This is a genomic window from Streptococcus infantis, from assembly GCF_047463175.1.
GTDB classification, from domain to species: domain Bacteria; phylum Bacillota; class Bacilli; order Lactobacillales; family Streptococcaceae; genus Streptococcus; species Streptococcus infantis_AC.
Genome location: NZ_JASHEJ010000003.1, coordinates 243704 through 260416 on the forward strand (window position 1 = coordinate 243704; position 16713 = coordinate 260416).

General features: G+C 39.3%; 14 protein-coding genes. 5 read left to right on the plus strand and 9 right to left on the minus strand.

Features of this window, described 5'->3' with window-relative positions; all coding sequences use genetic code 11:
* Window positions 1-53: 53 nt before the first annotated feature.
* From QM859_RS07460 to malQ, 5 genes are all read right to left on the minus strand, one after another.
* Complete coding sequence (locus QM859_RS07460) at window positions 54-950, minus strand: helix-turn-helix domain-containing protein (protein WP_414262638.1); 897 nt, start codon at window positions 948-950, stop codon at window positions 54-56.
* 78 nt (window positions 951-1028) lie between these two features.
* On the minus strand, window positions 1029-1931 hold the full coding sequence (locus QM859_RS07465) for a helix-turn-helix domain-containing protein (RefSeq protein WP_414262639.1): 903 nt from the start codon (window positions 1929-1931) through the stop codon (window positions 1029-1031).
* Window positions 1932-2081: 150 nt separating this feature from the next.
* Entirely contained in the window at window positions 2082-2984 is a 903-nt protein-coding gene (locus tag QM859_RS07470; protein ID WP_414262640.1) for a helix-turn-helix domain-containing protein, read from the minus strand.
* Between the two features lie 241 nt (window positions 2985-3225).
* Window positions 3226-5484: a glycogen/starch/alpha-glucan family phosphorylase gene (gene glgP / locus QM859_RS07475; RefSeq protein WP_414262641.1), complete on the minus strand. Its 2259-nt coding sequence runs from the start codon at window positions 5482-5484 to the stop codon at window positions 3226-3228.
* A gap of 22 nt (window positions 5485-5506) precedes the next feature.
* Window positions 5507-7024 carry a 4-alpha-glucanotransferase gene (gene malQ, locus QM859_RS07480; protein WP_414262642.1) on the minus strand — a complete coding sequence of 506 codons (1518 nt, stop codon included), beginning with the start codon at window positions 7022-7024 and terminating at the stop codon, window positions 5507-5509.
* A gap of 416 nt (window positions 7025-7440) precedes the next feature.
* On the opposite strand from malQ, the gene QM859_RS07485 reads away from it, so the two are divergent.
* The 5 genes from QM859_RS07485 (at window position 7441) to QM859_RS07505 (ending at window position 12963) form a co-directional block, all read left to right on the plus strand.
* Window positions 7441-8712, plus strand: a complete 1272-nt coding sequence (locus QM859_RS07485; RefSeq protein WP_414262643.1) for an extracellular solute-binding protein — start codon at window positions 7441-7443, stop codon at window positions 8710-8712.
* 111 nt (window positions 8713-8823) lie between these two features.
* Window positions 8824-10116 carry a carbohydrate ABC transporter permease gene (locus QM859_RS07490; RefSeq protein ID WP_414262646.1) on the plus strand — a complete coding sequence of 431 codons (1293 nt, stop codon included), beginning with the start codon at window positions 8824-8826 and terminating at the stop codon, window positions 10114-10116.
* 1 nt (window position 10117) lies between these two features.
* On the plus strand, window positions 10118-10960 hold the full coding sequence (locus QM859_RS07495) for a sugar ABC transporter permease (protein WP_414262647.1): 843 nt from the start codon (window positions 10118-10120) through the stop codon (window positions 10958-10960).
* Window positions 10961-11166: 206 nt separating this feature from the next.
* On the plus strand, window positions 11167-11967 hold the full coding sequence (locus QM859_RS07500; protein WP_254724667.1) for a DUF1189 domain-containing protein: 801 nt from the start codon (window positions 11167-11169) through the stop codon (window positions 11965-11967).
* Window positions 11968-11976: 9 nt separating this feature from the next.
* On the plus strand, window positions 11977-12963 hold the full coding sequence (locus QM859_RS07505) for a LacI family DNA-binding transcriptional regulator (protein ID WP_254724666.1): 987 nt from the start codon (window positions 11977-11979) through the stop codon (window positions 12961-12963).
* 53 nt (window positions 12964-13016) lie between these two features.
* On the opposite strand, the gene QM859_RS07510 is transcribed toward QM859_RS07505, so the two are convergent.
* The 4 genes from QM859_RS07510 to QM859_RS07525 form a co-directional block, all read right to left on the minus strand.
* A complete protein-coding gene (locus QM859_RS07510; RefSeq protein ID WP_314944272.1) occupies window positions 13017-13958 on the minus strand; it encodes a YitT family protein in 942 nt (313 codons plus the stop codon).
* Entirely contained in the window at window positions 13936-15699 is a 1764-nt protein-coding gene (aspS, locus tag QM859_RS07515) for an aspartate--tRNA ligase (protein WP_414262649.1), read from the minus strand. The genes QM859_RS07510 and aspS overlap by 23 nt, the downstream gene beginning before the upstream one ends.
* Window positions 15700-15836: 137 nt before the next feature.
* Window positions 15837-16052 (minus strand): hypothetical protein, encoded by a 216-nt coding sequence (locus QM859_RS07520; RefSeq protein ID WP_414262650.1) that lies wholly within the window; start codon window positions 16050-16052, stop codon window positions 15837-15839.
* Window positions 16053-16070: 18 nt separating this feature from the next.
* Window positions 16071-16712, minus strand: a complete 642-nt coding sequence (locus tag QM859_RS07525) for a CPBP family intramembrane glutamic endopeptidase (protein ID WP_414262651.1) — start codon at window positions 16710-16712, stop codon at window positions 16071-16073.
* Window position 16713 lies beyond the last annotated feature (1 nt).

The following is a 16713-nucleotide window of genomic DNA, read 5'->3' on the forward strand; positions in this document are numbered from 1 at the left end:
AAAAACAGGACATTTATGTCCACTGACATTTATGTCCTGTTTTTAAATTGAAATTATGGAAAATCCTTATTTTTTTCCTCTATCACTCTATCCCTAAATGATTTATCATTTAATAGTTCCGCACCATTTATTGCTTTATCATAGTAGTCCAAAGCAAGATCTTTATTCTGATTGGTATGAATATAATATTTGGCTTCAAAAAAATCTACTGTAGGTAGTAAAGCAAAATCTTGTATTTCATCTATTATTTCTCGTACAGCATTTAGCGTTTGGGGCATTAAATCATAATATTCAATATTAAAGTGATATAAAACAATTGATACAATAACCCTTTGAATCAAATGAATATTGTTGGCATCAGAGAAATTAGTTTGCTCCAAGATGTTAGAATAGATATTTTCAAATACATTATCAATTGGCTTAGCATTCAAAGTACACTTTAAGAAATACAAGTGTAAAATTAGTAAATCATTGGTATCATAATTTGTTTTTAAAAGCAACTGCTCAAAGTACTCCTCAATCAATCCTTCCCCAAATTCAGCGTTTTCAGAAACATATACATCATCAATGGCTTGTAGAACTTCAACAGCTACTTGTTCATCCTCAGGAAGTTGATCATAAAAACGTTCCTGAATTTCTTCAAAGATAGCCTCACGTTGGCGGATTTTTTCTTCATCTCCATGAATAGATTGACGAATCAATTTCGTTTTTAGTTTTAAATACTCTTTAGGAACAATTAACAAGCCCTCGTCAATTAACTGAGATATTGGAACTCCCAATACTTTGGCTATATAGTCTAGTTTCACTAAGCTGGGCAAGTTATTCCCTGTTTCAATTCGGCCCAACTGACGAACAGTAAGTTCTTTTTCATCTCCACAAAAGGCTTCTCTACTCAATCCTTTTTCAGTCCGTAAGGTACGAATTCTTTTCCCTATTTCCAAATTACTCATATCATCCTCTTTACTCAATCTTCATTATGATTATCTTGATAACTATTTATCAAGGCATTACAATGAAAAAGAGACTTTTCACATATCAGGTAAATCTTTTCTAAGTTCCTCTATCACTCGATTTTTAAAATTCATGTCATTCAAAAATTCTGCTCCGTTAATAGCTTTTTCATAGTATTGTAGGGCTTTTTCTTTATCTTTTTCTCCGTATAAGTAATATTTTGCTTCAATGAAGTCTACAGTTGGTTTTAAACTAGTATCTCCGATGTCAATCATAATTTCTCTTAAAATGCTCAATATTTCAGGTATAAATTCATGATAATCGATGTCAAGCTGATAAAGTACTAAACCTATTAGCACCCTTTGAAGCAAGTGAATATAGTTTGTATCATCATAATTTGTTTGAGATACAATATTTAGACAAACTTTTTTTAAAGTTATTTCATCTCGTTCTGCATTAACCGCTAAAGATAAAAAATACAAGTACAATAGTAGTAGATCATTTGTCGAATATTCTGTTCGCAGCATTGTTTGCTCAAAATACTCCTCAATCAATCCCTCTCCAAAGTCAGAGTTTTCAGAAACATACACATCATCAATAGCTTGTAGAACTTCAACTGCTACTTGTTCATCTTCAGGGAGTTGGTCATAAAAACGTTCCTGAATTTCTTCAAAGATAGCCTCACGTTGACGGATTTTTTCTTCATCTCCATGAATAGATTGACGAATCAATTTCGTTTTTAGTTTTAAATACTCTTTAGGAACGATTAGCAATCGTTCATCAATTAACTGAGATATCGGAACTCCCAATACTTTGGCTATATAGTCTAGTTTCGCTAAGCTGGGTAAATTATTTCCAGTTTCAATCCGGCCCAACTGACGAACAGTCAGTTCTTTTTCATCTCCACAAAAGGCTTCTCTACTCAATCCTTTTTCAGTCCGTAAGGTACGAATTCTTTTTCCTATTTCCAAATTTTTCATCTTATTCCTCTGTAAATAGTCTGTTGTACATAAAAATAAAAGTACTTATGCTATTTGTTATCATCTATTATTTCAAATATATTAAATTCTTACTAACAAAGCTCCCCATATTGCCTATCAGCAACCCTCAACAATAAACAAAGAGTTTTTTTACATATCAGGAAACTCTTCTTTCATCTCCTCTATCACTCGATTTTTAAAATTCATGTCATTCAAAAATTCTGCTCCATTGATAGCTTTTTCATAGTATTGCAGGGCTTTTTCTTTATCTTTTTCTCCATATAAGTAATATTTAGCCTCAAAGTAGTCTACAGTTGGTTTTAAGTTTGAATCTTGAATTTCCATCATAATTTCTCTGAAAAAACTAAAAATAATCGAGATATCTTCGTAGTATTCGTTTCTCAGTTGATACAACAGTATTGCAATTAATACTCTTTGTAGTAGATGCATGTAAGTGTTATCTGAACAGTCAATTATGGTCACGATATTATTTCTTACTTTTTTAAAAACGTCATCATTTCGTTTAAAACTAATAGCATTTGATAAAAAATATAAATATAAGATCAATAAATCATTTACAGAATACTCCGTTTGTAGCAAAGTTTGCTCAAAATACTCCTCAATCAATCCCTCTCCAAATTCAGCGTTTTCAGAAACATATACATCATCAATTGCTTGTAGAACCTCAACTGATACTTGCTCATCTTCAGGAAGCTGGTCATAAAAACGTTCCTGAATTTCTTCAAAGATAGCTTCACGTTGGCGGATTTTTTCTTCATCTCCATGAATAGATTGACGAATCAATTTCGTTTTTAATTTTAAATACTCTTTGGAAACAATTAGCAGGCCTTCATCAATTAACTGAGACATCGGGACCTCTAACACTTCTGCTATATAGTCCAGTTTCGCTAAGCTAGGTAAGTTATTTCCAGTTTCAATTCGACCCAACTGACGAACAGTAAGTTCTTTTTCATCTCTACAAAAAGCTTCCCGACTCAATCCTTTTTCAGTCCGTAAGGTACGAATTCGTTTCCCAATCTCTAAATTACTCATAATAAGCCTCTTTAAATTCTAATTTGATATTCAAATAACAAATTGTATGCGTTCTCATTTTAACACACTTTCTTACAATTTTCAGAAAAAAATAATTACAACGAACAGTTGTAATCCATAATTCTATATAGATGACCCTTTCACTATAGTATCTGAAGTCTATTTCTACACAAGTATTAAAAAAAGCGAATTTCAATTGAAACTCGCTTTTTTACAAAGTGTATTCGTATAATTTTGTATCTTAGTTCAAGTGCCAGATATCTTCGTTATACTGAGCGATTGTACGGTCAGATGAGAAGAATCCTGCTTTAGAAATGTTAACGATGACTTTATCCAACCATGCGTCACGGTCTTCGTAGTCAGCAAGCATTTGCTCTTTCACTTTGATGTAGTCTTCCAAGTCAAGAAGAGTCATGAACCAGTCTTTGTTGATCAATTCATTGTAAAGACGTTCCAAGCGTTCTTTCTTACCTACTGCAAGAACAGCATCGCTAACGATGAAGTCAACCAATGGTTTGATAGCTTTACGAGCGTAGAATTCGCTTGATTTGTAAGCTGATTTTGCGTAAAGATCAATAACAGTTTCTGAATCTTCACCGAAGATATAGATGTTTTCGTCTCCAACCAACTCAGCGATTTCCACGTTAGCACCGTCCATAGTACCAAGAGTCAAAGCTCCGTTCAACATGAATTTCATGTTACCAGTACCTGAAGCTTCTTTAGAAGCAAGTGAGATTTGTTCTGAGATATCACATGCTGGGATGAGGAAGCTTGCTGCAGTAACGTTGTAGTTTTCAACCATTACCACTTGCAAGTGCGGAGCTACTGCTGGGTCGTTTGCAATCACTTCTGACAAGCAAAGGATCAAGTGGATGATATCTTGAGCGATTGTGTAGGCAGGAGCTGCTTTACCACCAAAGAATACTGTGATTGGACGAGCAGGGATGTTACCAGCCTTGATGTCCAAGTATTTGTGAATCACATACAAAGCGTTCATTTGTTGACGTTTGTACTCGTGAAGACGTTTGATTTGGATATCAAAGATAGAGTTAGTATTGATTTCCACACCTTGGTGCTCTTTCAAGTGGCGAGCCAATTTACGTTTGTTGTGAGCTTTGATGCTTTCCAATTTTTCTTTGACAGCAGCCTTGTCTTCGTATGAAAGAAGGTCTTCCAATTTAGAAGCTTCATGGTGCCATTCGCGTCCAAGAATTTCATCCAAGTAGTGAGACAAGCTTGGGTTAGCATGCATGAGCCAACGACGGAAAGTAATACCGTTTGTTTTGTTGTTGAATTTTTCTGGGTAGATGTCGTAGAAAGCTTTCAACTCAGAGTTCTTCAAGATTTCAGTGTGGAGGGCTGCTACCCCGTTAACACTGTATCCGTAGTGGATATCCATGTGAGCCATGTGTACACGGTCGTTTTCATCAATGATTTGAACAGCTGGGTCTTTGTATTCTGCTTTAACACGGCGATCCAATTCTTTGATGATTGGTACCAAGTGAGGAACCACTTCTTCCAAGAATTCAAGAGGCCATTTTTCAAGGGCTTCAGCAAGGATTGTGTGGTTAGTGTAGGCAGTCATGCTACGAACGATAGAGATTGCTTCGTCAAGTTCGATACCACGTGCAGTCAAAAGACGGATCAATTCAGGGATTACCATTGATGGGTGAGTATCGTTGATTTGTACAACTGCGTAGTCCGCAAGGTCATGCAAGTTGCTTCCTTTTTCGATCGCTTCGTCGATGATCAATTGAGCACCATTTGAAACCATGAAGTATTGTTGGAAAATACGGAGCAATTCACCTTGACGGTCGCTGTCGTCTGGGTAAAGGAAAAGAGTCAAGTTGCGAGCGATATCTGTCTTATCAAAGTTGATACCATCTTCGATGATAGAAGAATCAACTGAATCCAAGTCAAACAAACGCAAGCGGTTTTTAGTAGCTGTTTTGTAACCAGGTACATCGATATCGTAAAGAGTAGATGTCAATGTGAAGTGTGCAAATGGTACTTGGTAGCTACGGCTTGAGCGAACCAACCAGTTTTGGTCAGTCAACCAAGCGTTAGGAATTGTTTCTTGTTGGTTGTTTTTAAGAACTTGTTGGAAAAGACCAAAGTGGTAGTTCAAACCAACACCGTCACCGTTCAAACCAAGTGTAGCGATTGAGTCGATAAAGCAGGCTGCCAAACGTCCCAAACCACCATTACCAAGTGATGGTTCCAATTCTACTTCTTCGATTTCGATCAACTCTTTACCTGCGTCAGCAAGTTCTTTTTTAACTTCGTCATAAAGACCAAGGTTAATCAAGTTGTTTGACAAGAGTTTACCAATCAAGAACTCAGCTGAGATGTAGTAAACTTTTTTCTTACCAGTGTTCACTGGTTTTTGGCTGCTTGCAAGTTTGCTGTAGTTAAGAAGAGCAAGGTAAAGCTCCTCATTGCTACATTCTGCGATAGATTTATTGTAACGATTTTGTACAAATTCTTTTAATGGTAACATTTTTATGTCTCCTGATAATGTCTTATTTCTTTAATTCTACCAAATTTTCATTGATTCGGCGATAAATTGTAGTCAAGTCAAGCAAAGTTTCTTCGACAGCAGGAGTCAGTTGATCCTCTGTCATACGCCATGACCAGTTCCCACCAAGAGTAGATGGGAAGTTCATACGAGCTGAACCATCCAACTCTAGCAAATCTTGCATAGTAGCGATAGTCATAAAGCTTACTGATAAGAAGGCTGTACGAAGCATAGCATGTACTACTGTTTCATATTCTTTGCGGTTTGTATAACGTGCCATGTACTCACGAGTTGGATCATCAATCTCATCACGGTACCAACCAAGAACAGTGTTGTTATCATGTGTTCCTGTATACATAACTGAGTTGGCTGGTGCCAAGTGTGGGCTGTCGATACTTTCGTGCTCTGGGTTGAAGGCAAATTGAAGGACTTTCATTCCTGGGAATCCAGTGCGTTCACGTAGTTCAATAACTTCATCAGTCATGAATCCAAGGTCTTCTGCGATGATGTTCAAGTCACCAAGTTCCTCTTTAACCGCTGCAAAGAGTTTGTAGTCAGGTCCTTTCACCCATTTACCAGGTGCCGCTGTTTCAGAACCAGCAGGAATTTCCCAGTAAGACTCAAATCCACGGAAGTGGTCAATACGAACGATATCGTAGATTTTGAAGCTTTCACGCAAGCGTTCAATCCACCATTTGTAGCCATCTTTGTCCATAGCTTCCCAGTCATAGATTGGGTTACCCCAGAGCTGACCAGTCGCAGAAAACTCATCTGGTGGGCATCCTGCGATGCAAGTTGCTTTCCCGTTTTCATCTGTTTTAAAGAGGTGTGGATTTGCCCACATATCGCTTGAATCCTCAGCAACATAGATTGGCATATCTCCGACAATCTCGATGTGGTTTTCGTTAGCGTATGCTTTCAATTTCAACCATTGTTGGAAGAAAAGGTATTGGGTTACTCGGTGGTAAACAAGCTTGTCAGCTAATTTCTCACGGTAGCTTTCAAGAGTTGAAGTTTTACGAGCACGGGCATCTGCATCTGGCCATTCTGTCCAAGCAAGATTATCAAAATGCTCCTTGATTGCCATATACTCTGCAAATAGTTCAAGCCAAGCTTGATTTTGTTGAGTAAATTTTTCAAAGTCTTTGACATCTCCGACTTCAAGGAAACGTTTGACAGCTTTCTCTAGAAGTGGACGACGTGCATAGTAGATTTTAGCGTAGTCAACTTCAGTTGGGTTGCTACCAAAGTCCACACCTTCAAGATCACTTGCTTCCAACAAACCTTGCTCCACCAAAATATCAAGGTCGATAAAATGAGTGTTTCCAGCAAAGGCTGAGAATGATTGGTAAGGAGAATCTCCATAGCTAGTTGTTCCCAAAGGAAGGATTTGCCAGTAGCGTTGCTTCGTGCGAACCAAGAAGTCAACGAAATCATAGGCGCTTTGACCAAATGATCCGATTCCGTATGCTCCTGGAAGTGATGAGATGTGCATCAACACACCGCTTTGACGTTTTTTCATATTAGCACCTCAAGTGTTTATATTGTTAATTATTTCAATTTTTGCGCAAACGTTTGCGCTAAGTAAAGTATACCCCATTTCTAAAATAAATGCAAGCGTTTGTAAAAAAACTTTTTCTCTACTTTTTATTTCCGAAATCGGAAATTCCCTATATTTTCATTTTCCCCCTCCATTTATTTCGTCTTCTATTTATGCAATCGTTTCCCTTCAATTATTTTTGAATTGAAATTTACACGATTTCCTATTTCTCTTCTATTATACAAACAATTTTAGGAATTAGCTAGTCGCAAGCTTTTTAAAATTTTTTCAAAAAAACGCTTGCAACCGTTTTCTGTTTGTGCTATACTAGGGTCATAAGGGAAAACGTTTGCGTTTCCTCGAAATTAAAATTTGTTATTCTTTAGGAGGAATACACTATGTCAACTAAATTCATGAAGAGCGCAGCTATACTTGGTACTGCTACTCTTGCTAGCTTGCTTTTGGTAGCTTGCGGAAGCAAAACTGCTGATAAAGCAGCTGATTCTTCTGCATCTGAAGGTAAAGAAATCACTTTCTACGTTGAAGATCAATATAAAGCTTACGCTGAGAAAGTTGCTGCTGCTTATGAAAAAGAATCAGGAACTAAAGTTAACATCAAATCTGGCGACCAACTTGGTGGACTTGACAAACTTTCACTTGACAACCAATCAGGTCAAGCCGCTGACGTTATGATGGCTCCATACGACCGTGTAGGTAGCCTTGGTACAGACGGACAACTTTCAGAAGTTAAACTAAGCGAAGGTGCTAAAACAGATGATACTACTAAATCTCTTGTAACAGCATCTGACGGTAAAGTTTACGGTGCCCCAGCAGTTATCGAGTCACTTGTTATGTACTACAACAAAGACTTGCTCAAAGAAGCTCCAAAAACTTTTGCTGAATTAGAAGAACTTGCTAAAGATAGCAAATACGCTTTCGCTGGTGAAGACGGAAAAACTTCTGCATTCCTAGCTGACTGGACTAACTTCTACTATGCATACGGACTTCTTTCTGGTAACGGAGCTTACGTATTCGGACAAAACGGTAAAGATCCTAAAGATATCGGTCTTGCAAACGAAGGTTCAATCGCAGGTATCAACTACGCTAAATCTTGGTACGAAAAATGGCCTAAAGGTATGCAAGATGGAACAGCTGCTGGAAACTTAATCCAAACTTCATTCCAAGAAGGTAAAACAGCTGCTATCATCGATGGTCCTTGGAAAGCTCAAGCATTCAAAGATGCTAAAGTAAACTACGGTGTTGCTACTATCCCAACTCTTCCAAACGGAAAAGAATACTCAGCATTCGGTGGTGGTAAAGCTTGGATTATCCCATCAAGCACTAAGAACCTTGAAGGCGCTCAAAAATTTGTAGACTACCTTGTATCAACTGAACAACAAAAAGCATTCTACGAAGCAACTAACGAAATCCCAGCTAACACTGAAGCACGTGCATACGCTGAAGGTAAAAACGATGAGTTGACTACAGCTGTTATCAAACAGTTCAAGAACGCTCAACCAATGCCAAACATCTCACAAATGTCAGCAGTTTGGGAACCAGCTGCAAACATGCTCTTTGACGCTGTAAGTGGCAAGAAAGATGCTAAAACAGCTGCAGATGATGCTGTAACATTGATCAAAGAAACTATCAAACAAAAATTTGGTGAATAATTAAATTTGTTCAAGGGGGGGATAGTCGAAATCCCCCTTTGAATTTATCAATTTTAACCTATATAATTTATCTTTCCATAAGGAAACCAGTATCATATGAAAGGAGTAATTATGGAAAAACAACAACCTAGTAAAGCAGCCTTGCTGTCTATCATTCCTGGGTTAGGACAAATCTACAACAAACAAAAAGCTAAAGGTTTTATCTTCCTTGCTGTAACAGTGGCTTTTGTCCTCTATTTTATAGTACTTGCAGCACCTGAATTGAGCAACTTAATCACGCTTGGTGAAAAACCTGGCCGTGACAACTCTCTCTTCATGTTGATTCGTGGTGCATTCCACTCTATTTTTGTAATTGTTTATCTAGCCTTTTATATTCTCAATATTAAAGACGCTCACACTATTGCAAAACGTATCAATAATGGCATCCCTGTCCCATTGACACTTAAGGATATGATTAAGGGTATCTATGAAAATGGATTCCCTTACTTGCTTATCATTCCATCTTACGTTGCCATGACATTTGCCATCATCTTCCCGGTTATTGTAACCTTGATGATTGCCTTTACTAACTACGATTTCCAACACTTACCACCAAATAAATTATTGGATTGGGTTGGATTGACTAACTTCACAAATATCTGGAGCTTGAGTACCTTCCGTTCAGCCTTCGGTTCTGTTCTTTCTTGGACTATTATCTGGGCTTTATCTGCATCTACTTTGCAAATCGTACTCGGTATCTTTACAGCTATTATTGCTAACCAACCATTCATCAAGGGTAAACGTATCTTTGGTGTTATCTTCCTTCTACCTTGGGCGGTTCCAGCCTTCATCACTATCTTGACATTCTCAAACATGTTCAACGATAGTGTTGGTGCTATCAATACTCAAGTTTTGCCACTTTTTGCTAAGGTTCTTCCTTTCTTAGATGGCGTTCTTATCCCTTGGAAGACAAATCCAACTTGGACTAAAATTGCCTTGATTATGATGCAAGGATGGCTTGGTTTCCCTTATATCTACGTCTTGACTCTCGGTATCCTACAGTCTATTCCAAATGACTTGTATGAAGCAGCTTATATCGACGGTGCAAACGCTTGGCAAAAATTCCGCAACATCACTTTCCCAATGATTTTGGCTGTTGCGGCACCTACTTTGATCAGCCAATACACCTTCAACTTCAACAACTTCTCTATTATATACCTCTTCAATGGTGGTGGTCCTGGTAGTGTCGGTGGTGGAGCTGGTTCAACCGATATCTTGATCTCATGGATCTACCGTTTGACAACTGGTACAGCTCCTCAATACTCTATGGCAGCTGCAGTTACCTTGATTATTTCAATCATTGTCATCTCTATTTCTATGATTGCATTCAAGAAACTACACGCATTTGATATGGAGGACGTCTAAGATGAATAACTCAATCAAAATCAAACGTAGACTGACTCAAACCCTTACTTATCTTTACTTAATTGGACTTTCAATCGTTATTATCTATCCTCTTTTAATCACGATTATGTCAGCCTTTAAGGCCGGTAACGTTGTGGCCTTCAAACTCGACAGCAATGTCAATTTCAGTCTTGATAACTTCAAAGGGCTCTTTACAGAAACCTTGTATGGCACATGGTACCTCAACACTTTGATTATCGCTTTGATCACTATGGTTGTTCAGACAAGTATTATCGTACTTGCTGGTTATGCCTATAGCCGTTACAACTTCTTGGCTCGTAAACAAAGTTTGGTCTTCTTCTTGATTATCCAAATGGTGCCAACAATGGCCGCTTTGACTGCCTTCTTCGTTATGGCCCTCATGTTGAACGCCCTTAACCAAAGCTGGTTCCTCATCTTCCTCTACGTTGGTGGAGGTATCCCGATGAATGCTTGGTTGATGAAAGGTTACTTTGACACCGTGCCAATGTCTCTTGATGAGTCTGCAAAACTGGATGGTGCAGGACATTTCCGCCGCTTCTGGCAAATCGTTCTCCCTCTTGTTCGCCCAATGGTTGCTGTACAAGCACTCTGGGCCTTCATGGGACCTTTCGGAGACTATATCCTCTCTAGTTTCTTGCTTCGTGAAAAAGAATACTTTACAGTTGCCGTTGGTCTACAAACCTTCGTCAATAATGCGAAGAACTTGAAGATCGCCTACTTCTCAGCAGGTGCTATCCTCATCGCTCTTCCAATCTGTACACTTTTCTTCTTCTTGCAAAAGAACTTCGTTTCAGGACTTACAAGCGGTGGCGACAAGGGGTAATATACCCCCCGCCACCCTTTTTCATTTTTGACCTTGTACATCGATTGTCTGGTGAGAAACAAGAGCTTGCTGAGATTACCTTGTTAGTTAGTGGACGAATCATAACAAACATTCACTTTTATCAAGGATTCTACTATCCCCGCTTGAAATAAAAAACATTTCTCTATATAATACTCATATAGAAAAATGCCTATAGAAAGAGATTTATGTTACCATATCCATTTTCTTATTTTAATAGTATTTGGGGATTTCGTAAACCCCTCTCTCATCGTTTTGGTCTAAACTGGTTTCAACTGATTTTTACCAGTATTTTCTTGATTAGCTTATCCATGGTACCTATTGCTATCCAGAACAGTTCTCAGGAAACCTATCCTTTAGAGATGTTCATCGATGATGTCTATGCTCCATTGACGGACGAAGTCGTTCAGGATCTAGCTACCAATGCTCAGATTGTAGATGGAAAACTAAGCTATACTGGTTCGACTCCTCATCAAGCTTCTGTACAAATCGGGGCTACTGCTAGTTCAAGTTTCCCTGAGGAATTACTTCTTAGCTTTGAACCCGAGCAACTCGTCATCAGTAAGCAAGGAAAAGAGTTAACCAGCATTCGCTATCATGCTATCACAACTGATAGTTTCCAAAGCAAGGAAAGCTTGACTCAGGCTATTTCTAAAGACTGGTATCAACAGAACCGCGTCTATATCAGCCTCTTCCTGGTCTTAGGTGCTAGTTTTCTCTTTGGACTTAATTTTTTCATTGTAGCTTTAGGTGCTAGCCTTCTGCTCTACTTCACGAAAAAATCTCGTCTCTTCTCATTTAAGACCTATAAAGAGTGCTATCATTTTATTTTGAACTGTTTAGGATTACCAACTTTACTGACCCTGGTTCTAGGTCTCTTGGGGCAGAATATGGCGACTTTGATCACTGTTCAAAACATTTTATTTGTTCTATACCTGGTCACTATCTTTTATAAGACTCATTATCGTGATCCAGACTACAAAAAGTAGGAGATTATTATGCCTGTTACGATTAAAGACGTGGCCAAAGCTGCAGGAGTTTCTCCTTCAACCGTAACCCGTGTTATTCAAAACAAATCAACGATTAGTGACGAAACAAAAAAACGAGTTCGAAAAGCAATGAAAGAACTCAATTATCATCCTAATCTAAATGCTCGAAGTCTTGTTAGCAGTTATACCCAAGTTATTGGCTTGGTCCTTCCTGACGACTCAGATGCCTTCTATCAAAATCCTTTCTTCCCATCTGTCCTCCGTGGTATCGCCCAAGTCGCCTCTGAAAACCACTACGCCATTCAGATTGCGACAGGTAAAGATGCCAAAGAGCGTTTAAACGCCATTTCACAAATGGTCTACGGAAAACGTGTGGATGGGCTTATCTTCTTGTACGCTCAAGAAAATGATCCCTTGGTGCAACTGGTTGTCGAGGAGCAATTCCCCTTCCTCATTCTTGGAAAATCACTTTCTCCCTTCATTCCACTTGTCGATAATGACAATGTCCAAGCTGGTTTTGATGCGACAGAGTATTTCATCAAAAAAGGATGCAAGCGCATTGCCTTTATAGGAGGTACTAAGCGACTCTTCGTAACACTAGACCGTCTGACAGGTTACGAGCAAGCACTTCAAGAACACAATCTGCCTCTTGATACTAATCTGACTTACTTTGCTACTGAATTTCTTGAAGATAATGGTTATCGCTTTAGTAGACTTCTCTTCAAACACAATCCAAATATTGACGCTATTATTACCATTGATAGTCTCCTTGCTGCAGGGGTCTGTGATTACATCGCAAAACACCAACTGGATGTCCCTGTCCTCAGCTTCGACTCAGTCAATCCCAAGCTCAACTTGGCGGCCTATGTCGATATCAATAGTTTGGAGCTTGGTCGTGTTTCCTTTGAAACTATTCTCCAGATCATCGATGATGCTAAAAACAACAAACAAATTTGTTACCGCCAGTTGATTGCCCACAAAATCGTTGAAAAATAAAAACCAACTCTCTATTTTGAGTTGGTTTTTTTGTATCCTATTTACCTGAACAACTAGTTTTCAACTTCGACAAATCGCCCAAGAATATGGACATTTTCTGAGACAGATACAAAGGCTGTCGGATCAACTTGTTTCATGATGAGTTTAAAATCATTAAACTCTGCACGAGTGATAACCGTTATCAAAACTGCCTTACGCTCGTGGTTATAAGTCCCTTCAGCATCGTGAATCATGGTCGCACCACGGTGCAATTTATGATGGATTTTCTCAATGACTGCATCTGGATTGCTAGTGACGATCATGGCCTGCATGCGTTTCTGTTTGGTGAAAACTGCATCTGTTACACGGCTGGAGACAAAGATGGTAATCATAGAATAAAGAGCATATTTCCAACCAAAGGTCAAGCCAGCAATCAGCATGATTGTCCCGTTCACTAGGAAGGAGATACTTCCGACGTTACGCCCCGTCTTCTTACGAATGGTAAGACTGACAATATCCGTTCCACCACTGGAAATGTTATGGCGTAGAGCAAAGCCGATACCAAGTCCCATGACTACCCCACCAAAGAGAGCATTGATGATGGGATCCTCTGTCAAGACCACCACTGGCACAAATTGGATAAAGAGCGAGCTCATGGATACCGTGATAAAGGTAAATATCGTGAACTTATGTCCAATTTGGTACCAGGCTAAAATCATCAGCGGGATATTGATAGCGTAAAATGCTACTGAAATTGGGAAATAAAAGCCAAACAAGTGATTACTAAGCGCAGAAATGATCTGAGCCAAACCTGTTGCTCCACTTGAATAAACATGTCCTGGTTGGAAGAAAAAATTGACAGCTACTGCTGATAGAAAACCATATACTAGAGAAGCTGAAATTTTTTCATCGTATTTTTCTCGGGAGATACTTTGCAAAACACGCAAAATCTTCACTCGGTGAGCAAAGCGGCGCAAATAATAGTGCCACTTTTTAGTTAGTTTCGTTTGTTTCATCTTGTTCTACTTGTAGATTGAGTTCTTCTAATTGTTTAAGAGCTACTGTTGATGGTGCTTGGGTCATTGGGTCAGTTGCTTTGTTGTTCTTAGGAAAAGCAATCACTTCACGGATGTTTTCTTCACCTGCTAAGAGCATTACAAAGCGGTCAAGTCCGATAGCCAAGCCCCCGTGTGGTGGGAATCCATAGTCCATGGCTTCCAAAAGGAATCCAAACTGGTCATTAGCTTCTTCAGCTGAGAATCCAAGAGCCTTGAACATGCGTTCTTGGAGTTCTTTTTGGTTGATACGAAGGCTACCACCGCCAAGCTCATAACCGTTCAAGACGATATCGTAGGCAATAGCACGAACCTTAGCCAATTCACCCTCGAGCTCATGAGCAGTTTCTGCTTGAGGAAGAGTAAATGGATGGTGGGCGCTCATATAACGACCTTCTTCTTCAGACCATTCAAACATTGGCCAGTCAACTACCCAGAGGAAGTTAAATTTGTTGTTATCAATCAAGCCAAGCTCTTTAGCAATACGTCCACGAAGGGCCCCAAGTGTTGCATTGGCTACTTCAAGCGTATCAGCCACAAAGAGAACCAAGTCTTTATCTTCAAGACCAAGCGCACTTGTTAAATCGCCTTGAATGCTAGTCAAGAACTTAGCAACTGGACCGTTTAATTCACCGTCGACAACCTTGACCCAAGCAAGACCTTTAGCACCATACTGTTTGGCTACTTCTGTCATCTTATCGATATCTTTACGTGAGTAGTTGTCTGCTGCGCCTTTGACGACAATGGCTTTAACAGCAGGAGCTTCTGAGAAGACTTTGAAATCAACACCTTTGACTACTGCTGTCAAGTCCTGAAGCAACATCTCAAAACGAGTATCAGGCTTGTCAGAACCATAAAGAGCCATGGCATCATCATACTTCATACGAGGGAATGGCAGTGTTACTTCAATCCCTTTTGTTTTCTTCATCACGCGCGCAATCAAGCCTTCTGTGATATCTTGGATTTCTTGCTCAGTAAGGAATGAAGTTTCCAAGTCGACCTGAGTGAACTCGGGCTGACGGTCTCCACGCAAGTCTTCATCGCGGAAACATTTGACGATTTGGTAGTAACGGTCAAATCCCGCATTCATCAACAACTGTTTTGTAATCTGCGGACTTTGAGGAAGTGCGTAGAAATGCCCTTTATTGACACGAGATGGCACCAAGTAGTCACGCGCCCCTTCTGGTGTTGACTTAGAAAGGAATGGCGTTTCCACATCGATAAATTCCAACTCGTCCAAGTAGTTGCGGATAGAATGTGTTACCTTGGCACGAAGCTTAAGGTTTTCCAACATCTCTGGACGACGAAGGTCAAGGTAACGGTAACGTAGACGCGTATCATCGTTTGCTTCAATGCCATCCTTGATTTCAAATGGTGTTGTTTTGGCTGTATTAAGCACAGTAAGAGCCGTTACATTCAGTTCTACCGCTCCAGTCGCCAATTTATCATTGGCCTGCTCACGTGCTGCAACTTGTCCAGTCACCTCGATGACAAATTCACTACGAAGACTTTCAGCTGTTGCCATCACCTCTGCAGAAACTTTTTCAGGATTGATAACCAACTGCATAATCCCTTCACGGTCACGAAGGTCGATAAAGATCAATCCACCCAAGTCACGACGACGGGCAACCCATCCTTTCAAGGTAAATTCTTGTCCGATGTGCTCCTCACGAACACGACCAGCATACATACTACGTTTCATGTTTTCTCTCCTCTTGTATTCTGTTACTATTTTACCATAAAAGCGCAGGCTCTTCATGAAAATCATCAGAAAAGTTGAGAGTTTCCTCTTATAAATGAAAAAATCCAGCAAAGTCATTCGCTGGATTTGGGTTTTCTTTATTTTTTACGCTTTTCAGAAATCTCTTCTGTCTTCTTAGGAAGGACAATTTCTGTCACATAAGCCGTCGCAAATCGTATCACTCCTGCGATAGGAGCAAAGATAACCGCTAGATTGTTATAAAAGAAATCCCCCTTAATGAAATAGACAAGTAGGCCGATGACAAAGAAGAGAAAGACAGCCTGAATGACTGCTAATAATAGTACTCGTTTCATAATTTCCTCCTGAGTCTATTATAGCATCATTATCATGACAAATGAAATTAAATTATTTAAGGCATGCAATCCCATACTATAAGCCAGACCACCCTTGTTGATATAAGCCAACCCCATACTAAGACCAAGGGCACTATAGACTAGGAATTGTTGAGGAGTCCCAGGGAAATGAACAAGTGCAAAAAGTACAGTGCTTACAAGAAGAAAGAGAGCTGTCTGCTTGATGTTATCCTGTTGAGGGAAGACATAGCGGGCTAGCATACCTCTAAAGGTTAACTCTTCTGTCAGAGGTGCAAAGACAACCACCATAAAGAAAGAGAAAAGAGGTTGATTATGAGTCAATTCTTCTAACATCTTTTGATTGACTGATGGATCATGTGGTAAAAAGTTTTCTGCAACAATAACAAGTACCCATACCAAGGCAGGTAGCCAGATGTATTTGTTAAGGGCCGTTTTTTCAATCGTAACGGTTCCTGTCTTATACCACTTGTAGGTAACGAAGGTGAAGATTCCTGCTAATAAGACATAAACAGGGACAGCAACGTAGCTAGGTGCTCCCATTATCAAGGCGGCTAAACCTACGCCCTGAATAAAACTATAGACCATAAGAAATGATAAGAAGGCAAGGCTATACCAGCCGATATTTTTAAGTGTTTTCATA